Here is a 22,377-nt window from a genome sequence, read left to right as displayed (position 1 = left end):
GGTAACTTTCGGGTGGCGGGGGAGTGCCTGTAATTCAATTACTGATGGGGGATCCGCCCATGCCTGCCCCGCTGCCCCTTCGACTCACCCGACGCCAATCCCTCGGACTCGCGGCGGCCGCCGTTGCCGGTTCTGTTGCTGGTACCTCGATCGCCGGGACGACGACCGCCCACGCCGGCACCGACCGCTGGGTCCGCGAGACCCTGCGCCGGATGTCGCTGGAGCAGAAGGTCGGCCAGCTGTTCGTCTGCTACGCCTACGGGCCGACGGCGGACACGGCCGACGCGCGCAACACCAGCCTGTACGGCGTCGCGACGCCGGCCGACGTGGTGCGCAAGTTCCACCTCGGCGGGGTGATCTACTTCGCCTGGACCGACTCGGTGAAGGACCCCCAGCAGATCGCCCGGCTGTCCAACGGCCTCCAGAGCGCGTCGCTGACCGACAGTGGGATCCCGCTGCAGATCAGCACCGACCAGGAGTACGGCGTCGTGTTCCGGGTCGGCCCACCCGCGACCCAGTTCCCCGGCGCGATGGCGCTCGGCGCGACCCGGTCGGCGCAGTACGCCCGGCTGGCGGCAGGGCTCGGCGGCCGGGAACTGAAGGCCGTCGGGGTCACCACCGATTTCGCGCCGGTAGCCGACGTCAACGTCAACCCGCTGAACCCGGTGATCGGCGTCCGCTCGTTCTCGTCCGATCCCGCTCTGGTCGCGGAGCTGACCGCGGCGCAGGTCAAGGGGTACCAGCGGGACGGGCGGATCGTCTCGACCGCCAAGCACTTCCCCGGGCACGGCGACACCGCGACCGACAGCCATACCGGCATCCCGGTGATCGATCACTCCCTGGAGGAGTGGACGCGGATCGACCGGCCGCCGTTCGAGGCCGCGATCCGGGCCGGCATCGACTCGATCATGACCGCGCACATCGTGGTCCCTGCGCTCGACCCGTCCGGTGATCCGGCGACACTGAGCCGGCCGATCCTGACCGGGATCCTGCGCGAGCAGCTGCGCTTCGACGGAGTCGTGATCACCGATTCCCTGGGGATGAAGGGCGTCCGGGACAAGTACGGCGACGCCGAGATCCCGCTCCGGGCGATCGAGGCCGGCGTCGACCAGCTCCTGATGCCCGTCGACCCCGGGCTGGCCTACAACTCGGTGCTGTCCGCGGTCCGCGGCGGCCGGATCAGCGAGGCCCGGATCGATCAGAGCGTCGAGCGAATCCTGAAGCTGAAGCTCGCGACCGGCATCGTCGACCACCCGTACGTCGACCTGACCCGCGTCGCCAAGGTCGTCGGCACGGCGGCGAACTACGCCGATGCCCAGCGCATCGCCGACCTCAGTACGACCCTGCTGAAGAACGACGCCGGACTGCTGCCGTTGTCCCCGGCCCCGCGAAAGATCCTGGTCGCCGGGTACAGCCCGGCCGGTCTCGGTACGGCGTTGCAGGACCGGGGCGCGACCGCGGTGGTCAAGGACACCGGTACGACGCCGACCGACGCGAAGATCGACGACGCTCTGGCGGCGGCCGGGGACGCTGATCTGACCGTCGTCCTGACGAACAAGGCCTGGGACACCGAGGTCACCGACAAGCAGGCCAAGCAACAGAAGCTCGTCAACGGCCTGCTCGCGACCGGCCGTCCGGTGATCGTGGTCGCCGTCCGCGATCCGTACGACGTCGCGTACTTCGCGTCGGCGCAGACCACGCTGGCCACGTACGGCACCGCGGCCGTGTCGATGGCGGCGCTCGCCAAGGTGCTGTACGGCGAGATCGCGCCGGCCGGCAAGCTGCCGGTGGCGATCCCCGCGCACCCCGATCCGTCGGAGACCCTGCACCCGTTGGGGCACGGGCTCACCTTCGACCCACGGCAGACCCGGCTGACTGTTGCCTCGTACAACATTCATGCCGGTGCCGGCGAGGACAACGTCTTCGATCTGGACCGGACCGCGCAGGCTCTGAAGGCCCTGGATGCCGACGTGATCGGGCTGCAGGAGGTCGACGTCCACTGGGACGCCCGCAGCCAGTGGCGCGACACCATCGCGGAGCTGGCCGCGAAACTCGGGATGTACGCCGGGTTCGCGCCGATCTACGATCTCGACCCGCCGTCGGCCGGGCAACCGCGCCGGCAGTACGGCGTCGGCGTACTGTCCCGGTTCCCGCTGGTCCGGACCGAGAACCATCCGATCACCCGGCTGTCCACCCAGGACCCGAACCCGGTGCCCGCACTCGCGCCGGGGTTCCTCGAGGCCGAGATCGACGTCCGCGGCCGCCGGGTGCACGTGTACTGCACGCACCTGGACTACCGCGCGGACCCGTCGGTCCGGGCGCTCCAGGTCGGCGACACGACGAAGATCCTGGCCCAGGACCGGCGCAAGGATCTGCAGATCCTGGTCGGCGACTTCAACGCCGACCCGGCCGCCCCGGAGCTCGCCGGGCTGTGGACCCGGCTCACCGATGCCTGGACCGTTGCCGGCTCCACTTCCGGCGGTCCGAACACGTATCCGGCGGTCGACCCGGTCAAACGGATCGACGTCGTCGCCGTCGGCACGGGCCTGCGGGTCCGGCAGGCCGCCGTACCTGCGGAGCTTGCCGCCAGCGACCATCGTCCCGTGGTCGCCGACCTGTCCTTCCACCTCTGACGCCTGCAACGAGGAGAGATCTGATGAAGCGCCGCAGTTTGCTCGCGGGTGCCGGTGTGCTCGCCGCCGCCCCGCTGGTCGACCTCCAGACCGCCCAAGCAAGCCCGTCCCACGGCAAGGTGATGACCGGCGCGATGGCGCTGGCCGCCGACGACTGGCGGGCGCTGGCCGGTCAGAAGGTCGGCGTGATCAGCAACCCGACCGGGATCCTGCCCGACCTGAACCACATCGTCGACACCATGCACGCGTCCGGGAAGGTCAACGTGGTCGCGGTCTTCGGACCCGAGCACGGCTTCCGCGGCAGCGCCCAGGCCGGCGGTTCCGAAGGCGACCACGTCGATCCGCGCACCGGAATCATGGTCTACGACGCGTACGGCGCCACCGCGACGAAGTTGGCCGACCTCTACACCAAGTCCGGCGTCGAGACCGTCGTCTTCGACATCCAGGACGTCGGTGCGCGGTTCTACACCTACATCTGGACGATGTACGAGGCGATGCTGGCCGCGGTCCGCACCGGCGCGCGCTTCGTCGTACTCGACCGTCCGAACCCGGTCGGCGGGTACGCGCGGGGCCCGATGCTGAAGGCCGGTTACACCTCCGGGGTCGGCAAGGAGGAGATCATCCAGCAGCACGGCATGACCGTGGGTGAGCTGGCCCGGCTGTTCAACGCCGAGTACCTGCCGCTCGACTCCGGTGGCCCGCGGCTGACGGAGCTCAAGGTCATCCAGGTGCAGAACTGGAAGCGCGACCAGCTGTACGACGACACCGGTCTGACCTGGGTGATGCCGAGCCCGAACATGCCGACGCCCGACACCGCGCTGCTGTATCCGGGGCTGTGCCTGTTCGAGGCGACCAACATGTCCGAGGGTCGCGGTACGACGCGGCCGTTCGAGCTGATCGGGGCGCCGTACGTCGACTACAAGTGGGCGCAGGCGCTGCAGACGAAGAAGATCCCGGGCGTCGCGTTCCGGGAGGCGTACTTCACGCCGAGCATCAGCAAGAACGCGAACGTGCTCTGCGGCGGCGTCCAGGTGCAGATCACCGATCCGCACAAGGTCGAGGCGATCACCGCGGCGACGCACATGATCGTCGAGGCCCGCAAGCTGTACCCGGAGTTCGCCTGGCGCGCCGAGAACCCGCCCGGCCGGTGGATCGACCTGCTCACCGGGTCGGACCGTTTCCGCACCATGCTGACCGCGGACGCGACCGCCGAGGAGATCGTGGCGGCCTGGAAGTCCGAGACCGATGCGTGGACGGCCCGCCGCGCGAAGTACCTTCTCTACAAGGGAGCACACCGGTGAAACGACTCGCCGCGCTCACGATAGCCTCTGCGGTGATGGTGACGATGGCAAGTCCTGCAGTTGCTCAGGGCAACAACTCTGGCCGGTTCGACCGCCCGTACGCCGGGTACGCACCGAAGGGCACGCTCTTGCGTGACACGACCCCCGTCAAGGCCGGTCTCGACCCGGCACCGATCGACGCGGCGCTGGCCCAGGTGGACGCCTGGACCCGTCCCGCCGGTACGGCGAAACCCCTGTACGCCGGCGCCGTCACGCTGCTCGGTCACGACGGGAAGATCGTCACCCGGACGGCGACCGGTCTGGCCCTCAAGTACGCCGACGGGAACGGGACCGAGCTGCCCGCCGCCGAGCAGATCCCGATGCGCACCGACACGATCTTCGACCTGGCGTCGGTGTCGAAGCTGTTCACCTCGATCGTGGTGCTGCAGCTGGTCGAGAAGGGCAAGGTCGGCCTGGACACACCGATCGCCACCTACGTGCCGGAGTTCGCGGCGAACGGCAAAGAGGCGATCACGGTCCGGCAGGCGCTCACCCACACCACCGGGTTCCCGGCCTGGCTGCCGCTGTGGAGCACCGGCAAGACGCCGGAGGAACGGCTGCAGCTGGCGCTCACCGCGAAGCTGCTGAACCCGCCCGGCAGCACCTACCTGTACAGCGACCTGAACCTGATCTCCCTCGGCGAGGTCGCGCACCGGGTGACCGGCAAGACGCTCGACAAGCTGGTCGCCGACGGCATCACGAAACCGCTGCGGATGCGCGACACCGGCTACAACCCCGACCCGAAGAAGAAGCCGCGGATCGCGGCGACCGAGTTCCAGTCCTCGCCGCCACGCGGCATGGTGTGGGGCTCGGTGCACGACGAGAACGCCTGGTCACTGGATGGAGTCGCCGGACATGCCGGCGTCTTCAGCACCGCGGACGACCTGGCGGTGCTGGCCCAGACCTTCCTGAACGGCGGCAGCTACGGCGGTGCCCGGATCCTCAAGGAATCCTCGGTGACCGCGATGATCACCAACTTCAACCAGGCCTTCCCGGGTAACGACCACGGTCTAGGCTTCGAGCTGAACCAGCGTTGGTACATGGGTGGCCTGTCCGGTCCGCGCACGGCCGGCCACACCGGTTACACCGGCACGTCGATCGTGATCGACTTCGACTCCCGCTCGTTCGCGATCCTGCTGACCAACCGGGTGCACCCGAGCCGCAACTGGGGCAGCAACAACCCGGCCCGCCGGGCCGTCGTCCAGGGGCTCGCGCTGTCGCTCGGCGTCGGTCCGCGCCACGGCAAGGACGCCTGGTTCTCCGGTACGACGGACAACGCGACCACGACCCTGTCGACGCAGGTCGCCGTACCCGCCGGTGGGGCGAAACTGGCGTTTGATTTGTTCGTCGACACCGAGGACTCGGACCTGCTGTACCTGGAGAGTTCCGCGGACGGGACGACCTGGACGAAGGTGCCGTTCACCGTGCGGGATCGCGGCTCCGTGATCGACACCGACGGGTCGATCAGCGGATCCGGCGACCGGCACTGGCACCAGGTGAGCGCCGACCTCGGGGCCGGCGATCACACGCTCAGATGGCGATACACCACGGATCCGCTGTATCAAGGCCGCGGTGTCTACCTCGATGGTGTGAAGATCACGACGGATGATGGTGTTCTTCTCGATGGAGAACGCACGCCTGAATCATTTACCGCAACAGGTTGGAGACTTTCGCGTCGGTGACCCCATCTCGTGGATAGGCGCCGTACCGTGCTGTCATGAACTCTGTTTCCTCTCCAGAACCCACGGGGCCGCTGCTGGTCCGGGTCCGCGCGGTGATGCCCGCGCTGGCGCCGGCCGAGCAGCGGGTGGCGAACGCGGTCCTCGCGGACCCGGGCGGAGTGGCGGCGATGACGATCTCCGAACTGGCCGAGGTGGCGTCCACCTCGGAGACCACGGTCATCCGGTTCTGCAAGCAGATCGGCGTCCCCGGCTATCCGCAGCTCCGCCTGCAGTTGGCGGCCCAGTCGGCGCAGGAGAGTATCCGGCCGGAGGTGGGCGGTGACATCGAGCCCGGCGACTCACTGGCCGATGTGGTCAACAAGGTTGCCTTCGCCGACGAACGGGCGGTCCGCGAGACCGCGCAGCAGGTCGACGTCGACGCGCTGGCCAAGGTGGTCGACGCGGTCGTCAATGCTCCCCGGGTGGACCTCTACGGGTTCGCCGCGAGCGCCTTCGTCGCGTTGGACCTGCAGCAGAAGCTGCACCGGATCCGCCGGGTGGCGTTCGCCTGGTCGGACGTGCACATCGCGCTGACCAGTGCCGCTCTGCTCGGTGAGGGCGATGTGGCGATCGGTATCTCCCACACCGGTACGACGGTCGAGGTCGTCGAGGCCCTCGAGGAGGCGGCCAAGCACGGCGCCACCACGGTCGCGGTGACAAACTTCCCGCGCTCGCCACTGGCCAAGATGGCCGATCTGGTGCTGACCACGGCCGCGCGGGAGACGACGTACCGGTCCGGTGCGATGGCTTCGCGGATCGCGCAGCTGACGGTGATCGACTGCCTGTTCATCGGAGTGGCCCAGCAGGTGCTTCCGGACGCCCGCAAGGCGCTCGAGGAGACCGCCAGCGCGGTCCGTGGTCACCGGCTCAAGGGCTCGGAGTGAGGTCACCCCTCCCCCTCCCCTTTCTCTGTCAACGATGAACAGAATTGAAAATCCTTCAGTAGGAAACTAACATCGGACCTGTGACCACGCCGACGGAGCAGCGCAACCCCAGGACGCTCGCCATCGATGCGGTGGGCACGAGTGAGATCCTCCGGATGGTGAACGCCGAGGACGCCCGGGTCGCCGGTGCCGTCGAGGTCGTCATCCCCGAGCTGGCCCGCGCCGTGGATGCCGGTGTAGCGGCGATCCGCGGCGGTGGCCGGGTGCATTACTTCGGCGCCGGGACGTCGGGCCGGCTGGCGGTGCTGGATGCCGCGGAGCTGCTGCCCACGTTTCACGTGCCGGACGGGCTGGTGGTCGCCCACCACGCCGGTGGCACGGAGGCGCTGCTCCGCGCGGTCGAGAACGTCGAGGACTCCGAGGAGGGCGGCGCCGCCGACGCGGTCGCTGTCACCGGTCAGGACCTCGTGATCGGCCTGGCGGCTTCCGGGAGTACGCCGTACGTCGCCGGGGCACTGAAGGCCGCTCGCGCGGCCGGAGCGACCACTGTGCTGGTCACGTCGAACCCGTCCGCCCCGCTGGCTCCGCTGGCCGACATCGTGATCGCCGCGGACACCGGTCCTGAGGTGATCGCCGGGTCGACGCGGCTGAAGGCCGGCACCGCGCAGAAGCTGATCCTGAACGCGTTCTCCACCACGCTGATGATCAAGCTCGGCCGCACGTGGTCGAACCTGATGGTCGACCTGGTCGCCACCAACAAGAAGCTCCGCGGCCGGATGCTCCGGATCCTGGCCGAGGCCACCGGCGCCGACGCCGACGCCTGCGAGGCCGCCCTGGCCGAGGCCGACGGCGAGCTCAAGCCGGCCCTGGTCCACCTCCTCACCGGCACCCCCATCCCCGCCGCCCGAGCCGCCCTGGAAGCCGCCCACGGCCGCGTAGCCACCGCCTTGACGGCCCTAGGCGCCCCCGCCTAACCAAGGACACCGCCTACCGCCGCCAAAAGGACACCGCCTCCGGCGGCGGCTGCCACTCGGCGGGCGCACCTGGCAACGGACATCGGCGCGAGAAGCGGACCTGCGGCACTCACCAACCCGACCGGCAGGGCGCCGCCCACTTACTGAGTGGCACACGTCCGGTTGGCGTGTCGCCCGGAAAGTTTTCGGAGGCGGGTCTTTTGGGGCGAGGGTTTCTGAGGGGAAACCTTTGGTGGGTCGGATATGTATACCAATTACTAACCTGTAGATGGCTTTCCGTGGGTGTGGTTCAGGGGTGGTTATAGCTGATTGCAGGATGATTGCTGGGGGTAATGGCCTCATTACTGCTGGTTTGTAGCGCGTTTGTGTGATCGTGTCGTATCGTCGCGTCATCGCCAGGCCTTGGTGGAGGTTCTGGTCTTCGAATCCTTTGTGTGCAACGAACTTTGGAGCTCGGATGACCATGGACGGTGCCGTTGTGGTGCCCGGAACCACCCAGGGAGCTGAGTGGGTCGACGAGGTCCTGCTGGCCGGCCCGGCCGCGGACATTTGCTTTCGATTGCCTGAACCGGTCGAGCGAGAGAAGTTACGCCGATTGGTCCGGGATCGCCAATCCGATCTGGCGCGGTCCGGTTTTAGGCCAGGTGGTGCGGTGGCCTTGCGACTGCCGCCGTCGATGGCTTTTGTGACGCATTTGCTGGCGATCTGGCGCAGCGGCGGGCAGGCGATCCTGCTGGATCACCGGTTGACCGACTACGAGGTCCGCCGGGCGATCGAGCGGCTGGTTCCGCAGGTGGTCGTGTCACCCGCGCGCCCGGTGCCGGCCGGGCTGAGGACGTTCGTCGAGGTCGAGACCGACCTGGCCAGCTACTCCGGTCATCCGGCCGGTACGACGCATGCCGTCGTACAGCTGAGTTCCGGATCGACCGGACCGTCGAAGGTGATCGGCCGGACCGCGGAGGATCTGGTCGAGGAGGTACTGCGGTACACGCAGATCGACGGCGTACCGGAGCGTGGTGAGCGGCTGATCCTGCTGCCGTCGATGGTGCATGTGCTCGGATTGGTCGGAGGTCTGCTCTACGGACTGCATGCGGGCATCGAGCTGGTTCCGCCGGCCCGGCTGACGGGGGATGCGATCGTCCAGGCGATCGGGTCAGCCACGACTCCGGCGACGGTGCTCGGGGTGCCGTTCCACATCGGGCTGCTCGCGTCCGTACAGGATCCGCCGCGGTTGCCGCAGTTCAAGCGGATGACGACCGGCGGTGAGCTGGTGTCGGCCGCGGTCTGGCAGTCCTTCGAGGCGAAGTACGGCGTACCGCTCGGGAACATGTACGGGATGACCGAGGTCGGGGTGATCGGGACGGACCTGTACTGCGAACACCGGCCGGCGATCCGGCCCGCACCCGGCATCGAGGTCCGCGAGGTCGACGGCGAACTGCAGATCGGTCGCCCGGAATCGCCGTACCTGGGGCTGTCCGACCCGACCCGCTGGTCCACCGGGTGGCTGCACACCCGCGATGCCGGCGTCGTCGACCCGGACACCGGACTGGTCAGCATCAAGGGCCGGCTCGATTCGCAGGTCTCCATCGGCGGGCTCAAGGTCGACCTCACCGAGGTCGAAGCCACGCTGGCGTCCCTGCGCGGCGTGGACTCCGCGGTCGTCGTCTTCGACGGCGCGATCACCGCCTACCTGCAGCTCAACACGCCCCGCACGGCCTCCGAACTCGAAATCGACCTAGCCCAACTCCTCGCCCCCTACAAACGCCCCCGAACCCTGCACCTCCTGGCTCAGTTGCCCCGAACCACCACCGGGAAACTCGTCCGAGACCTCCCCACCCTCCGCAAAGCAGCCTCGTGATGCAGGCTCAAAACAACCTCCCCGACTCCCGGGGACAACGCCACCGCCACCACCCCAAGCTCGACAGGCACATGCAGCACCGCGAGCCCGGCGTGGTCGGGGACCAAGGCGGCGCGGAGCGCCTGGCTTTCGGCGGGGGAGCTGGGAAGCGGCATCGCCCGGCGGAGGCCGGAGTTTCTGAGGCCTTGGCCGAGCGCTTTGCCGACTGCTTCCTTCGCGGTCCAGAGATGGAGGAAAGCGGCCAGCTCGTCCGGTTGGGCAGCCATCCACTCCAGCTCGGCCGGGTCGAACCAGCGGTCTGCCAGGCCGCGGACCTCACGCGGGTACACCTCCTCGACGTCCACGCCAAGGGGACCGTCGTACGACGCTGCGACGGCGATCAGGTGGTGGGTATGGCTGATGCTCACCGCGAGCCCGGGGATGTGCGGACGACCGTCGGCGTCGTGGTGCAGGGCCGGTGCGGGGATCAGCGTGCCGGCGAGAAGCAGCAGCAGGTTGTGGGCCGCGGTTCGTGGCTCGGCGCCGGCGGGCGCCATCCAGACATGTACGGAATCTCCCACGGAAAGAAGGTATCCCGATGAAGGACGACGTACGCGCTTTCGTGATCGCGCAACTGCAGGACATGAACTACGACACCGAGGGCATCGACGACGACACCACGCTCGGCCCGGCCGGCGTGGACCTGGAGTCGCTCGCGCTCGCGGATCTGTCGGTGCGGGTCGAGGACCGCTTCGGAGTGCGGTTCTCCGACGACGAGTCCGAGCAGCTCGCGCTGATGACGGTCGGCGAGTTCACCACCGAGGTGGCCGGCCGGGCAGCCCAGCAGGTCTGATGAACTCGACCCCACCCCCGCCCGGGCGGGCCGAGATCCTCAGCTGGCTGACCGGCCTCGGCGAGCGACCACCCGGTGCCGAGCGGCTCGACTCGATGGAACTGGCCTGGCTGGTCCATCAGGTCGAGCAGCGGTACGGCGTCGAGCTCGACGACGACCAGCTGACGCGCATGACCACCGTCGACGACGCCGTCAGCGTGATCGCCGAGGTGCTGACCAGCCATGTCTGACCCCAGACCGGTCGCCGTCACCGGCCTCTCGATCCTGACTGCGCTCGGCCGCGGCCCGGAGGCGCAGCTCACCAGTACGCCGGCCTTCACCGAGATCACCCGCTTCGACACCAGCGCGCGCCGCGTGCACCACGCCGCGACGGCCGCCGAAACCGGCACGCTGGACGAAGAACTGGACCTGGCGATCACCACCGCGTGCGCACAGGCCGGCGTCGATCGTCGTACGACGCCGCTCCTGCTCGCACTTCACACGGCCCCGGCCCGCGACTTCGGCCAACGCCGCGTGTACACGAGCGCCTGCGTGTCAGCCAGTACGGCGCTCGCCGACGCCGCGACCCTGATCCGCACCGGCCGAGCCGACCGCATCGTCGTAGCCGCGGCCTACCTGGTCGAGCCCCACCAACACGCCCTCTTCGACGCCGGCCGAGCGCTGTCCACCGACGGAGCCGTCCGCCCTTTCAGCCTCCACCGCCGAGGAACGCTTCTTGGTGACGGGGTCGCCGCGGTGGTCCTCGAAGCAGGCGAAGGCCTGGCCGAGCTGGTGGGCTGGGCCCGAGCAGGCGACGCGTACCACCCGTGCCAACCAGCCCCGGACGGCCGAGGCTTGGCCGCCGCAATCCAAGCAGCCCTGTCCAAAGCCGACGTCGTCCCCGAAGAGGTCGGCTACCTCAATGCCAACGCCACCGGCACAGTCTTCAGCGACGCCGCCGAGGCCGCCGCCCTCAACCAGGTCTTCAGGCCGGCTGTGAGTTCGACGAAGAGCCTGCATGGGCACGCTTTGGAGGCTTCTGGGTTGGTGGAGTTTGTGGTGCTGGTGCAGGCCTTGCGGGAGGGGAAGTTGCCGGTGAACGCCGGCTATCTGGACGTGGATCCCGCGTGTGGGGTGGATCTGATTCTGGAGGTGCCGCGGCCGGCGGGTTCGCCGTACGGGATGTCGGTGAACTCGGCGTTCGGGGGAGCCAATTCCGCGCTGGTGGTGCGGGCGGGATGACCGGGCTGCTGGAAGTTCATGAGTTGGTGGTGCTGGCCGAGGCGTGGTGGCCGGAGGCGGGGGATGACGGCGAGCCGCCGGGAGTGCCGGGGTTCGTGTTGTCGGCCTTCAACCCGATGGCCGTGGTGGTGGCGAATCGATGTCTTGGTCAGCTGCCGACCAGGTCACAGCGGACCGGCGTCGTGCTGGTGAGTGGCGGCGACCGGGTCAGCGCTCGGCACGTCGAGCAGTTAGTTGCTGAGGGCAAGCGGATCGGACCGCTGTTCTTCTTTCAGTCGGTGCCCAACAGTGTGGCCGGGTGGATCGCGGCCAGGTGGGACCTGCGTGGCCCGGTGGTGTGTGTGACGGACGGCGGGCTCGACGAGGCCGCGTTGCTGATCGGTGACGGGGACGCCGACCAGGTGCTGATCGTGCAGGTGGGTGCCGACCAGGCGTCCGCCGTGATCGTGAGTGGGGGAGACCCGACATGAAGAGCTTGAGAGCCCAGTTGGCCCAAGACGCGGCGATCGGCGCCGGCAACGTCCTCGCCCGGGTGATCGCCCTCGGCGCCGACCCGGACGGCCCCGGCCTGACCTTCGACACACCCGTCGACCACCACCCCGCCGAACACCCGCTGACCCTCGGCGAACTGGACCACCGCGTCCAAGCCCGTACGGCGTGGCTCGCCGAACGCGGCATCGGCCGACGCGACGTGGTCGCGATCTGGGCCACCGAGGCGCAGGACATCGTCCTCAGCTTCCTCGCCCTCACCCGGATCGGCGCGATCCCCGCCTTGCTCAACGGCAAGATGGCACCCGCCATCGCGGACGAGTACATCAAGCGCCTGCGTGTCACAGCGGTCCTCGCCGACGCCACCCACCGGCCGCTCCTGCAGACCGACGTCCTCGCCGAACCAAGAGACCTCGGCACCGGCGATCCCGCGAAGGCGCCGGAGCACTACCGCCACCACCGCGACGATCCCATCGTGATCACCCACACCAGCGGCACAACCGGCGTACCCAAGGCTGTTCTGCACACGCACACCACCTTGTACGCCGCGCTGAAACACCTCCTGACCATGCCGCAAGCGCAAGGCACGGACAGAATCCTCAACGCCCTCCCGATCCCGCACACCGCGACGATCCTGATGGTCAACCAGGTCCTCGGCAACCGCGCGGAGATGCTGCTGCTCTCCAGCCAGGACGCGCCGACCGTCCTGCATCACATCGAGACGTGGAAACCCCGCGCCGTCTACGGATTCGCGGTCACGTGGGCCGGTCTGGCCCGTGCCGATCTGAGCAAGCACGACCTCGACTCGGTCCGGATGTGGTTCAACACCGGGGATTGCGCGCACGAGCCACACATTCGCAAACTCGTTGCCGTCGGCACCCGGGAGACGGTCACGCGCGAGGGTCGTCGTACGGTCAAGGGCAGCCACTTCGTCGACGGCCTCGGCTCCAGCGAGATGGGACACAACGGGTTCCACGTCACGCACACGATCGACAGTGACCACTACGGGCGCTGCATCGGCAAGCCGTACGGGTTCGCCGAGGCCGCGGTTCTCAGCTCGGCCGGTGACGAACTCCCGCCCGGCAAGGTCGGCCTGCTCGGCTTCCGCTCGCCGTCGGTGTCACCCGGCTACTGGAACGACTCGGTCAACACGTACCGCTTCCGCCTGAACGGCTGGTTCCTCACCGGCGACCTGGTCTACCGCGACGACACCGGCCACTACTTCCACCTCGACCGGGTCCCGGACGCGGTCGCCGGATTCGAAGGCCCGCAGCTCTTCACCTCGATGTCCGAGGAACGCATCCTCGCCGCCCTCGCCGAGGTCGCCGACTGCACAGTGATCATCGTGCAGGACAACGGCAAGTACGTCGCCGACGTACTGCTCGAGCTGTCAGCGGACGCGGACGACGTGGACCGCACCACCAAGGTGAAGGAGGCCGTCGGCGAGGAGGTCGCCGCGATCATCCGCAAGGTCACCGTGGTCGGGGAAGCGGACGTACCCGTCACCGTGACCGGCAAGGTCCGCAAGGTCGCCCTTCGCGAGGCTCGCTCGTGAACGCCGTGACGATCACCGGAATGGGGCTGATCACCCCGGTCGGGCGCGGGATCGGCGACGTGTACGGCGCCTTGCTGCATGGGCGATCCGGCATCGTGAAGCCGCCCGCCGATCACCCGATCGCCGGCTCCATCGAGCTCGCCGGCGTACTGCCGCCGTTCGACGCGGGCAAGATCGCGAGTGGTCCCGACGGCAAGGTGATGGACCGCACCGTGATCCTCGCTCAGCTCGCTGCCGAGGATGCACTGGCAGATGCCGGACTGCGGGTTGGAGAGAACGTCGACCCCGACCGCATCGGGGTGATCATCGGTGGCGTCGGTGGCATGGCGACCCTCGAGCAACAGGTGCTCGCTCGCGCCGAACGCGGCCGCGCCGCCGTCAGCCCGTACCTGCTGACCGGCATCCTGCCCAACATGCCGGCGGCCCGCGTCGCGATCCGGTTCGGCCTCCGCGGCTACACCTCGGCAGTCGGTACGGCGTGCGCCTCCGGAGCTCAGGCGATCGCCGACGCGGCCCGGCTGATTCGATCGGGTGAGGTCGATGTCGTGCTGTGCGGCGCGAGTGAGGCACCTCTGTTCCCGACGTTCGCCGAGACGTTCGCCAATGCGCGAGCCCTGGCCCGAGGCTGGGAGGACCCCGCGGAGGCGAGCCGTCCGTTCGACCTGCGCCGCAACGGCTTCGTACTGAGTGAAGGCGCCGCGCTCCTCGTCCTGGAGAGCACCGCGCACGCGTCAGCGCGAGGAGCCGGCGGATACGCGGACGTCGCCGGCTACGGGGTCAACTCGGACGCCCATCACCCAACGGCTCCGAGGCCCGACGGCACCGGCGCCGCCGAGTGCATGCGGCGAGCGCTGGCGAGCGGTGGAATCCGCCCGGAACAAGTCGGCTACGTCAACGCCCACGGCACCAGCACCAAGCTCGGGGACGTCGCCGAGTCGGTCGCGATCGGACGAGCGTTCGGCGATCACCATCCGGCGGTCAGCTCGACCAAAGCACTGACCGGTCACATGCTCGGCACCTCCGGTGTCGTCGAGGCCGCGGCCGCCGCGGGTGCGATCACGACCGGACTGGTGCCACCGACGTATCACCTGGACGATCCGGATCCGGCCTGCCCGCTGGACCACGTCCGCAAGGAACCACGTGAAGTCCGGCTCGAGTACGCGCTGTCGAACTCGTTCGGGTTCGGCGGCCAGAACGTCAGCCTGCTCCTCGGCGCCGCCAGTACGCCGGAGCGGAGAGCGATCAACAGTGAGGAGAAAGGCTAAATGGAGATCTTCGGGATCGACCACGTGGAACTGTACGTGGGCGACGCTCGGCAGGCGGCGTTCTACCTGGGACACGCGTTCGGCCTGCAGATACACGGTCAAGGTGGTCCGGAGACCGGCCTGCCGGACCAGCGATCGCTGCTGCTGCGCGAGGACGCGGTACAGATCGTGCTGACGTCCGGCCTCGCCGCCGGCCATCCGGCGGCCGAGTATGTGCAGCGCCACGGTGACGGGGTCGCGATCGTCGGACTCGAGGTCGACGACGCGACTGCGGCGTACGACGAACTGGTTGCCCGAGGCGCCCAACCGATGGCCGGTCCGCAGACCTACCACGTCGACGAGACGACGGTGGTCATCGCCGAGGTGGCCGGGTTCGGGGACGTGATCCACCGGTTGGTCGAACGGCACGGACCGCGGCACGAGTTCCTGCCTGGCCGGATGCACGTCAGCGTGCCCAGCGCCGGACCGGACGAGAAGCTGTTCAGCGAGATCGACCACCTGGCGATCTGTGTCCCGTCCGGTGAGCTCGAGCCGATCGCGAAGTTCTACGAGGACGTGTTCGGTTTCGCCCGGATCTTCGAGGAGTACATCGAGGTCGCGGGCCAGGGGATGGACTCGAAGGTCGTGCAGAGTCCGTCGAAGCACGTCACGTTCACCCTGATCGAGCCGGACCCGAACCGCCGGCCCGGCCAGATCAACGACTTCCTCAGCTGGCACGCGGGCGCCGGTGTACAGCACATCGCCTTGCGCACCAGCAACATCGTCGAGGCGGTCAGCACGCTGGCGAGCCGCGGCGTGAACTTCCTCGGCACGCCGTCCACGTACTACCGGGCGCTGACCGGCCGGGTCGGTGAGGTCGAGACGCCGATCGAGGACCTGGAGAAGCTCGGCATCCTGGTCGACCGGGACCACTGGGGACAGCTGCTGCAGATCTTCACCGAGTCGATGCACGTCCGGCGGACGCTGTTCCTGGAGATCATCGAGCGGCGCGGCGCGATGACGTTCGGCAGCGGCAACATCAAGGCCCTCTACGAGGCGAAGGAACGCGAGCTGGCGGGAGCCTCATGACAGAGCGAAGCGAGGTCATCAGAAGGCACAGGACCTTCAAGCTGTCGGAAGAAGAGATCCAGCTCCTCCCGAGCGACGAGGACGTTGCCTTCTACAACCAGCACGGCTGGTACCTGTCCAAGAAGCTCCTCACCGACGACGAGACCGAAGAGCTCGTCAACGCCAGCGAGCGCTACTACGCCGGCGAACGCGACCGAACGTTGCCGACGGCACCGCCGAAGCTCGCGTACTGGGACCCGTCCAAGGGCGACGTACAGCGGCACAACGACTACGTGCACTACGAACACGACGGCCTGGCGAAGATCCTCCGCAAGCCCTTGATCGGCGCGGTCGCGGCCCGGCTCGCGCAGACCGACGAGATCCGGATCTTCCAGTCCACGTTGATCTACAAGCCGCCGATCTCCGGCGAACCGTCGAACATCGTGCCCTGGCACTTCGACAAGCACTACTGGTCGTCGTCGGCGTCGGACCGGATGCTGACCGCGTTCATTCCGTTCCACGACTGCCCGCCGGACATGGGCACGATCACGATGGTCGACGGCAGTCACCGCTGGCAGGAGATCGGCTCCGACGACACCGTCGTACGGCATTTCGCCGAGCGGGACCGGTCCCAGCTCGACCAGATGCTGGCCGAGAACGCGGCGTACAACGACGCCGAGGTGACCAGGATCCCGGTCACCATCCCGCGCGGCCACATGAACTTCCACCACTGCCGCACGTACCACGGCAGCGGTGCCAACGTCAGCGACCGTCCGCGCCGGGCGATCTCGCTGCACCTGCAGGACGGGGACAACCGCTACCGCGAGTTCCCGCTGTCCGACGGCACCTTGGCGGCCTACAACCACGACGTCCTGGTACGCCGGACGCCCGCCGGCCACCCCGATTACGCCGACCCCGACTACTGCCCGACCCTCTGGGCCGATCGCTAGGAGATCAGGACATGTCACGTTACGACTGGGGTCAGACCCACCCCGGCATCGAGCAGCTGGAGAAGGCCGTCAGCGAGGCCCGCGACAAGGTCGTCCAGCACCCGCTCTACGCCAACCTGGACACGCACGAAGCGCTGGTCACCTTCATGGAGCACCACGTGTTCGCGGTCTGGGACTTCATGTCCCTGCTGAAGTCGCTGCAGCGCGAGCTCACTTGTGTGACCGTGCCGTGGATCCCCACCGCGCACACGGGGAGCCGTCGGCTGATCAACGACATCGTGATGGTCGAGGAGAGCGACGAGCTCGGTGACGGGTTCATCAGCCACTTCGAGCTGTACGTCAACGGGATGGACGAGGCGGGCGCCGACACGAGTGCCATCTCGCAGCTGATCGACCTGCTCCGGGGTGGTGCACCGGTGGTGGAGTCGCTGCGGGAGGCCGGCGTACCGCAGGCGTCGATCGACTTCGCCGGGACGACCTGGGACATCATCGAGAACGCGCCGGTGCACTGCCAGGCGGCCGCGTTCGCGTTCGGCCGGGAGGACCTGATCCCGGACATGTTCACCCAGGTGGTCGCGGTGAACGAGCGGTCGAACAAGCTCAACACCTTCGTCGACTACCTGGAGCGGCACATCGAGGTCGATGGCGAGCAGCACACCCCGATGGCGATGCAGATGGTCACCGACCTCTGCGGCGACGATGACGCGAAGTGGCAGGCGTGCGCGGACACCATCAACACCGCGCTCGCCGCCCGAGCCCGGCTCTGGGACGCCATCCTGGCCGAGGTCAAGGGCTGACCATGACGAGTGCCGATCTCTACCGGACCGTGCGGCTGATCCGCCGGTTCGAGGAACGGGCGATCGAGTTCGTGCGGTCCGGGGAGATTGTCGGAGGGATTCACCCGTACGTCGGTCAGGAGGCGATCGCCACCGGAGTCTGTGCCGCGCTGACAGACGCCGACGTGATCACCAGCACGCACCGAGGACACGGGCACGTGCTCGCCCGCGGGGTGAACCCAGCCCGGTTGTTCGCCGAGCTGATGGGCCGCGAGAGCGGTCTGAACAAGGGGCGCGGCGGGTCCATGCACGCGGCCGATTTCGGTCTCGGCATCCTCGGTGCCAACGCGATCGTCGGCGCGGCCGGTTCGATCGCGACCGGAGCCGCGTGGGCCTTGCGGCAGCGTGGTCGTGACTCGGTCGCCGTCACGTTCTTCGGCGACGGGGCGATGAACGAGGGGATGCTGCTGGAGGCCTTCAACCTGGCCGCACTCTGGCGGGTGCCGGTGATCTTCGTCTGCGAGAACAACGGTTATGCGACCACGATGCCGGTTTCGTCTGCGGTCGCCGGCAGTATCACCGGCCGGGCTCAGGCTTTCGGTATCCCAGCCTTCACGGTCGACGGCCAGGATCCGGAAAAGGTGCTGGCGGCAACCTCATCGGCGGTCGCGCGCGCCCGGTCCGGCAAAGGTCCGACGTTCCTGGAGTGCATCACCTATCGCTTCGACGCGCACCACACCTTCGAGCATCGCGCTCGTCTCGACTACCGCTCGGCGGATGAGCTGTCTGCCGGACGGTCGCGGGATCCCGTGCAGATCCAGGGCGCGCGGCTGACCCCTGTCGACCAGGCTGCCGTTGATGCGGAGATTGAGGCTCTGCTCGACACCGCGGCTGGGATCGCGTTGGGCAGCGCTCACCCGGATCCGGCCGAGGCGCTCAAGTACTTGTACGCCTCGCCGGAGGTGCTGCGCTGATGCCGAAACTCTCGTATTTGAAGGCGCTCAACCGCGCGCTGGGTGATGCGCTGGCCGATGATCCAGCTGTGTTCCTCCTAGGTGAGGACATCCGGGTCGCCGCGTCCAATCTGACCGCAGGCCTGTTCGCCCGGTTCGGCCCGGACCGCGTGCTCGACACCCCGCTGTCGGAGCAGGCGTTCACCAACTTCGCGACCGGTGCCGCGCTGGCCGGGATGCGTCCGGTGATCGAGTTCCAGATCCCCTCGTTGCTGTTCCTGGTCTTCGAGCAGATCGCCAACCAGGCCCACAAGTTCTCGCTGATGACCGGCGGGCAGTGCAAGGTCCCCGTCACGTACGTCGTACCCGGGTCGGGCTCGCGGACCGGCTGGGCCGGTCAGCACTCCGACCACCCCTACAGCCTGTTCGCGCACGTCGGCGTGAAGACCGTCGTACCCGCTACTCCCTCCGATGCCTACGGACTGCTGATGTCGGCGATCCGCGACGACGATCCGGTCGTCGTGTTCGCGCCGTCCGGTGCGCTCGGTGTCCGCGACGACGTCGACTTCAGCACGCTGACGCCAGTACCGCTCGGAGTCGGCCGAGTCGCGCGAGCCGGTAGCGACGTGACAGTCGTGGCTCTCGGCCACCTGGTCCAGGACGCGCTGGTGGCCGCCGACGAGCTGGCCGGCCTCGGCATCTCGATCGAGGTCTTCGATCCGCGTACGGTCTATCCGCTCGACGTCCGTGGCTTGGCCGCCTCGGTTGCCAAGACCCGCCGGCTGGTGGTGATCGACGACTCCAACCGGACCAGCGGGTTCGCCGCGGAAGTCCTCGCGGTCGCCGCCGAACGCTTCTCTTTGGATGCTCCGCCCCGCAGGGTCACGAGGCCCGACGGTGCGGTCCTTCCCTTCGCCCTCGCCCTGGACCGAGCCGTCCAGCCCAGTCGCGACCAGCTCGTCTCCGCGATTCACGCCGTACTGGAGGAACGATGACCGACCTGTGGCACCAGTTGCCCAAGGCAACACGTACGGCGCTCCTCGCCCGTGGGACCGAGTCATGGCAGCAGGTGTACGACGGTGTTGCCACCCACAACAAGCAGTGGCGCCCACTCCGGCCGCCGATCATGTCGGTCGCCACCTACCAGTTGCTGACCGACATCTCGGCGGCCGTCGCTCGGCTGATCCTGGCCGCGTGCTTGCGCCGGGCAGCGACCGCGGGGGAGTTGCGGCGCGCGCTCGGTATGCCGGTCGGTGCCATCGACCTGCTCGACGAGGACCTACCGTTGACCGACGAGTTGCTCGGTGGCGTCCGCGCGGACATCCTGCTCGCGAGCGGGACGCCGTACGTGGTCGAGGCCAACATCGACAGTGCACTCGGCGGCGCCCACGACTCCGACGGCGTCGCCCGGCGCTTCCTGTTGGCGTACTCCGGTGACCCGGTGTTGGATCGCGTCGGTCTGGCGGCGCCACCGTCGGCCGTCGATGCGCGGTACGAGGCGGTGCGTACTGCGTTGCAATTGAGTGGGGAGGACCGGCTGGCGATGGTCTTCACCACCGGCGGGACCTATCCGGGGTCGCAGGACGGGCTGGCGATGATCAAGCTGCTCGAGCCGTTCAGCGAACGTGGTCGTGAGCTTGGGCTCGATATGCGTGTCTATCCGGTCGAGTGGCTGACCCTGGACGATGCCGGCCGGTTATGCGTCGACGATGGGCCGATCGACGCCGTACTGCGGATGTTCGTCCCGCAAGGCACAACCGCTAGCGATGGCCTGCAGGCGTTACACACTGCCGTCCAGACGGGTGCGGTGCGAATGTTCACGCAGACGGCTAGTTGGCTGCTGGCCAGCAAGGCGATCTTCGCGTGGCTCTGGGATGACCTGCCTTCGCTGTCACCTGAGGAGGCCGAGATCATCCGCCGGCACGTGCCCCGCACTGAGGTGCTGTCCGTGAACCGCCGCGGCCGTGCGATCGCCAACCAGAACCTGCTTGTACTGAAGCCGTCCGGCTCCTACGGCGGTGTCGGCGTCGTCGTCGGCCCCGAGGTTCCCGCGCACACTTGGGCAGCTGCCCTAGACGCGGCGATCGCCGAAGGCGGCTACATCCTCCAGTCGTACGTCGCCGTCGACCGCCTGACCATGCAGTTCGTCGAGATCACCACCGGGGAGACCCAGGAAGCTGCAGTACCTTTCTGCATCGCGCCGTACCTCTTCGCCGGCACCCCCGCCGGTGCCTACCTCCGCTTCACCGTCCCCGGCGCCGGTCCTGTAGTCAACGTGGGTCAAGGCGCGCTGACAAGCGGTCTGCTACTGCTCCCGTAGGGCGTATATCAGCTCTTCGGCTTCCTGCGGTGTGACGTTTCCCCTTGTGGATAAGGGCTTTGCGGCTGCCGGCCGGTTTGCATCCGGCTGAGTTGGGCGCGTAAGATCGAACACATGTTCGAAGGAGATCTGACGACGCTGTCGACGGCCGACCTGCTGGACTCGGCCGCCGAGCACCGCGCCGAGGCCAACCGCCGCGACGCCCGCCTCCTCGAACACGCCCTCGTCTACGCCGACCGCCACCACCCCGACGCCCGCCCCGACCGCGCCGTCCGTCCTGGCCGCCGCTCCAGCGACGGCCGTGAGCGCGCGGTCGTCCTGGGTGGCGAGGGATGCCCACCGATCTTGGAGTTCGCGATCGCCGAATTCGGTGTCCTCCTCGGCATCTCCCCAGGCGTGGCCGCCGACTACATCGGCACCGCGCTGGCGCTCCGGCACCGCTTCCCCTTCACCTGGGCCCGGATCCAGTCCGGCGACGCCACCGCCTGGAAGGCCCGCCGGATCGCCGCCGAATGCTCCAAACTCACCGAAGACGCCGCCGCCTACGTCGACAGGCGCATCGCGCCGCTGATCGACTCCCTGACCCCGTACCGCCTGACCAAGATCGTCACCGCCGCCAAACTGCACGCCGACCCGGCCGCCGCCCGCGCCGAGGCCGCCGAGAAGGCCCGCGAACGCGGCGTCTTCCTCGGCCGCTCCAACGACCACGGCACCAAAACCATGTACATCAAAGCCGCCGCCGGCGCGATCGCCCGCAACAACGCCACCCTCACCGCCATCGCCGACGCCCTCAAAACCTTCGGCGACACCCGCACTGTGCAATCCCGCCGCGCCGAAGCCGTCGGCATCATCGCCGACCCCCACTACACCCAAGAACTCCTCACCCAAGCCCGCCACCACCACCCCAACACCCCCACCACCCCGGGCACGGCCACTGCGGGCACCGCGACTGCTGCCACCCGGGACGCCGCTCCCGACCCCACCGGCGCCCCGGCCATCACCGGCGCTCGGGCTACGACGGGTGTTCCGGATCCCGCCGTCCCCACCACGACCGCTCCTGGTGCGACCACTCGGGGCGCCACCGCCGCTCCCGACACCACGACTCCAAACGCCACGGCGGCCGAACGCATCGTGCGGGAACGGGTTGCTGCGGACCTCGGTGCGGGGCCGGGTTCCTGGTGGTCTGATGACGGCTTGCTCGACGACCGGACCAGTGGCCGCCACGAACCCGGCCTGGACGACGAGGCCGACCGCGACGCACCTCACCCGAGTGTCAGCGACCTCGCAGATCCGCTCGACGCGCCATCCAAGGATCCGGTCGAACCCTTCGACCCGCTCGAGCCCAACGTCGGTGTCGATCCCGACGACGGCCAGCCCATGGACGCCGCAGCCCGACGTGCCCTGCACGCGCGCCTAGCCCAAATCAAGCACGACGCCTACGCCAACCTCACCCGACGCAGCGCCGACCGCGCCGACCGCGGCGACCGCGGCGACCGCGGCCGCGGCGAATGCGCCGACCGCACCGAGCCTGCCGCCGGCACCGGCACCGGCACCGGCAC

Annotated in this window: 19 protein-coding genes and 1 pseudogene; 19 read left to right on the top strand and 1 reads right to left on the bottom strand. The window is 68.6% G+C overall.

Annotated elements, in window-relative coordinates; translation table 11 throughout:
- Window positions 1-59: 59 nt before the first annotated feature.
- The 6 genes from ACZ3HV_RS07045 to ACZ3HV_RS07020 all read left to right on the top strand — a co-directional run bounded on the left by ACZ3HV_RS07045 (window position 60) and on the right by ACZ3HV_RS07020 (window position 9,410).
- On the top strand, window positions 60-2,633 hold the full coding sequence (locus tag ACZ3HV_RS07045) for a glycoside hydrolase family 3 N-terminal domain-containing protein (RefSeq protein ID WP_465681756.1): 2,574 nt from the start codon (window positions 60-62) through the stop codon (window positions 2,631-2,633).
- Window positions 2,634-2,656: 23 nt separating this feature from the next.
- The gene (locus ACZ3HV_RS07040; RefSeq protein WP_465681754.1) at window positions 2,657-3,934 is read left to right on the top strand and encodes an exo-beta-N-acetylmuramidase NamZ family protein; all 1,278 of its coding nucleotides are present in this window, start codon (window positions 2,657-2,659) and stop codon (window positions 3,932-3,934) included.
- The gene (locus tag ACZ3HV_RS07035) at window positions 3,931-5,655 is read left to right on the top strand and encodes a serine hydrolase domain-containing protein (protein ID WP_465681752.1); all 1,725 of its coding nucleotides are present in this window, start codon (window positions 3,931-3,933) and stop codon (window positions 5,653-5,655) included. Before ACZ3HV_RS07040 ends, ACZ3HV_RS07035 begins: the two co-directional genes overlap by 4 nt.
- 35 nt (window positions 5,656-5,690) lie before the next feature.
- The gene (locus ACZ3HV_RS07030; RefSeq protein ID WP_360364021.1) at window positions 5,691-6,578 is read left to right on the top strand and encodes a MurR/RpiR family transcriptional regulator; all 888 of its coding nucleotides are present in this window, start codon (window positions 5,691-5,693) and stop codon (window positions 6,576-6,578) included.
- A gap of 80 nt (window positions 6,579-6,658) precedes the next feature.
- A complete protein-coding gene (gene murQ / locus ACZ3HV_RS07025) occupies window positions 6,659-7,552 on the top strand; it encodes an N-acetylmuramic acid 6-phosphate etherase (RefSeq protein WP_465681750.1) in 894 nt (297 codons plus the stop codon).
- A 457-nt stretch (window positions 7,553-8,009) separates the two neighbouring features.
- Window positions 8,010-9,410 (top strand): class I adenylate-forming enzyme family protein, encoded by a 1,401-nt coding sequence (locus ACZ3HV_RS07020; RefSeq protein ID WP_465681748.1) that lies wholly within the window; start codon window positions 8,010-8,012, stop codon window positions 9,408-9,410.
- Here ACZ3HV_RS07020 and ACZ3HV_RS07015 read toward each other — a convergent pair.
- Window positions 9,341-9,970, bottom strand: coding sequence for a 4'-phosphopantetheinyl transferase family protein (locus ACZ3HV_RS07015; RefSeq protein ID WP_465681746.1), 630 nt, complete (start codon window positions 9,968-9,970; stop codon window positions 9,341-9,343). The two genes, ACZ3HV_RS07020 and ACZ3HV_RS07015, sit on opposite strands and share 70 nt — an antisense overlap.
- Before the next feature lie 17 nt (window positions 9,971-9,987).
- Between ACZ3HV_RS07015 and ACZ3HV_RS07010 the strand changes: the two genes are divergently transcribed.
- The 13 genes and pseudogenes from ACZ3HV_RS07010 to ACZ3HV_RS06950 all read left to right on the top strand — a co-directional run.
- Window positions 9,988-10,242 carry an acyl carrier protein gene (locus ACZ3HV_RS07010; protein ID WP_360364013.1) on the top strand — a complete coding sequence of 85 codons (255 nt, stop codon included), beginning with the start codon at window positions 9,988-9,990 and terminating at the stop codon, window positions 10,240-10,242.
- Window positions 10,242-10,472, top strand: a complete 231-nt coding sequence (locus ACZ3HV_RS07005) for an acyl carrier protein (RefSeq protein ID WP_360364011.1) — start codon at window positions 10,242-10,244, stop codon at window positions 10,470-10,472. Before ACZ3HV_RS07010 ends, ACZ3HV_RS07005 begins: the two co-directional genes overlap by 1 nt.
- Window positions 10,465-11,463: a beta-ketoacyl-[acyl-carrier-protein] synthase family protein gene (locus ACZ3HV_RS07000; RefSeq protein ID WP_465681743.1), complete on the top strand. Its 999-nt coding sequence runs from the start codon at window positions 10,465-10,467 to the stop codon at window positions 11,461-11,463. Before ACZ3HV_RS07005 ends, ACZ3HV_RS07000 begins: the two co-directional genes overlap by 8 nt.
- Complete coding sequence (locus ACZ3HV_RS06995; protein ID WP_465681741.1) at window positions 11,460-11,933, top strand: beta-ketoacyl synthase chain length factor; 474 nt, start codon at window positions 11,460-11,462, stop codon at window positions 11,931-11,933. The genes ACZ3HV_RS07000 and ACZ3HV_RS06995 overlap by 4 nt, the downstream gene beginning before the upstream one ends.
- Window positions 11,930-13,507, top strand: a complete 1,578-nt coding sequence (locus ACZ3HV_RS06990) for a class I adenylate-forming enzyme family protein (protein ID WP_465681739.1) — start codon at window positions 11,930-11,932, stop codon at window positions 13,505-13,507. Before ACZ3HV_RS06995 ends, ACZ3HV_RS06990 begins: the two co-directional genes overlap by 4 nt.
- Window positions 13,504-14,772 (top strand): beta-ketoacyl-[acyl-carrier-protein] synthase family protein, encoded by a 1,269-nt coding sequence (locus ACZ3HV_RS06985; RefSeq protein ID WP_465681737.1) that lies wholly within the window; start codon window positions 13,504-13,506, stop codon window positions 14,770-14,772. The genes ACZ3HV_RS06990 and ACZ3HV_RS06985 overlap by 4 nt, the downstream gene beginning before the upstream one ends.
- Window positions 14,773-15,840, top strand: a complete 1,068-nt coding sequence (gene hppD, locus ACZ3HV_RS06980) for a 4-hydroxyphenylpyruvate dioxygenase (RefSeq protein ID WP_465681735.1) — start codon at window positions 14,773-14,775, stop codon at window positions 15,838-15,840.
- Window positions 15,837-16,769, top strand: coding sequence for a phytanoyl-CoA dioxygenase family protein (locus ACZ3HV_RS06975; protein ID WP_465681733.1), 933 nt, complete (start codon window positions 15,837-15,839; stop codon window positions 16,767-16,769). The genes hppD and ACZ3HV_RS06975 overlap by 4 nt, the downstream gene beginning before the upstream one ends.
- An 11-nt stretch (window positions 16,770-16,780) precedes the next feature.
- Window positions 16,781-17,566 (top strand): DUF3050 domain-containing protein, encoded by a 786-nt coding sequence (locus ACZ3HV_RS06970; RefSeq protein WP_465681731.1) that lies wholly within the window; start codon window positions 16,781-16,783, stop codon window positions 17,564-17,566.
- Between the two features lie 2 nt (window positions 17,567-17,568).
- Complete coding sequence (locus ACZ3HV_RS06965) at window positions 17,569-18,519, top strand: thiamine pyrophosphate-dependent dehydrogenase E1 component subunit alpha (protein WP_465681729.1); 951 nt, start codon at window positions 17,569-17,571, stop codon at window positions 18,517-18,519.
- Window positions 18,519-19,493: an alpha-ketoacid dehydrogenase subunit beta gene (locus tag ACZ3HV_RS06960; protein WP_465681727.1), complete on the top strand. Its 975-nt coding sequence runs from the start codon at window positions 18,519-18,521 to the stop codon at window positions 19,491-19,493. Before ACZ3HV_RS06965 ends, ACZ3HV_RS06960 begins: the two co-directional genes overlap by 1 nt.
- Entirely contained in the window at window positions 19,490-20,818 is a 1,329-nt protein-coding gene (locus ACZ3HV_RS06955) for a hypothetical protein (protein ID WP_465681725.1), read from the top strand. Before ACZ3HV_RS06960 ends, ACZ3HV_RS06955 begins: the two co-directional genes overlap by 4 nt.
- Window positions 20,819-20,932: 114 nt before the next feature.
- Window positions 20,933-22,377, top strand: a pseudogene (locus ACZ3HV_RS06950) (hypothetical protein); the annotation flags it as partial.

Source organism: Kribbella sp. NPDC020701 (genome assembly GCF_055562215.1).
Note: the sequence above shows the minus strand (reverse complement) of the source record. Positions and strands in the feature narration are given on the sequence as shown.

Coding starts and splice junctions, on each gene's coding strand:
- ACZ3HV_RS06960 (WP_465681727.1), top strand. CDS start 18,519: ATGCCGAAACTCTCGTATTTGAAGGCGCTCAACCGCGCGCTGGGTGAT.
- ACZ3HV_RS07005 (WP_360364011.1), top strand. CDS start 10,242: ATGAACTCGACCCCACCCCCGCCCGGGCGGGCCGAGATCCTCAGCTGG.
- hppD (WP_465681735.1), top strand. CDS start 14,773: ATGGAGATCTTCGGGATCGACCACGTGGAACTGTACGTGGGCGACGCT.
- ACZ3HV_RS07010 (WP_360364013.1), top strand. CDS start 9,988: ATGAAGGACGACGTACGCGCTTTCGTGATCGCGCAACTGCAGGACATG.
- ACZ3HV_RS07000 (WP_465681743.1), top strand. CDS start 10,465: ATGTCTGACCCCAGACCGGTCGCCGTCACCGGCCTCTCGATCCTGACT.
- ACZ3HV_RS07030 (WP_360364021.1), top strand. CDS start 5,691: ATGAACTCTGTTTCCTCTCCAGAACCCACGGGGCCGCTGCTGGTCCGG.
- ACZ3HV_RS07020 (WP_465681748.1), top strand. CDS start 8,010: ATGACCATGGACGGTGCCGTTGTGGTGCCCGGAACCACCCAGGGAGCT.
- ACZ3HV_RS06955 (WP_465681725.1), top strand. CDS start 19,490: ATGACCGACCTGTGGCACCAGTTGCCCAAGGCAACACGTACGGCGCTC.
- ACZ3HV_RS06995 (WP_465681741.1), top strand. CDS start 11,460: ATGACCGGGCTGCTGGAAGTTCATGAGTTGGTGGTGCTGGCCGAGGCG.
- ACZ3HV_RS06965 (WP_465681729.1), top strand. CDS start 17,569: ATGACGAGTGCCGATCTCTACCGGACCGTGCGGCTGATCCGCCGGTTC.
- ACZ3HV_RS06970 (WP_465681731.1), top strand. CDS start 16,781: ATGTCACGTTACGACTGGGGTCAGACCCACCCCGGCATCGAGCAGCTG.
- ACZ3HV_RS07040 (WP_465681754.1), top strand. CDS start 2,657: ATGAAGCGCCGCAGTTTGCTCGCGGGTGCCGGTGTGCTCGCCGCCGCC.
- ACZ3HV_RS06975 (WP_465681733.1), top strand. CDS start 15,837: ATGACAGAGCGAAGCGAGGTCATCAGAAGGCACAGGACCTTCAAGCTG.
- ACZ3HV_RS07045 (WP_465681756.1), top strand. CDS start 60: ATGCCTGCCCCGCTGCCCCTTCGACTCACCCGACGCCAATCCCTCGGA.
- ACZ3HV_RS06990 (WP_465681739.1), top strand. CDS start 11,930: ATGAAGAGCTTGAGAGCCCAGTTGGCCCAAGACGCGGCGATCGGCGCC.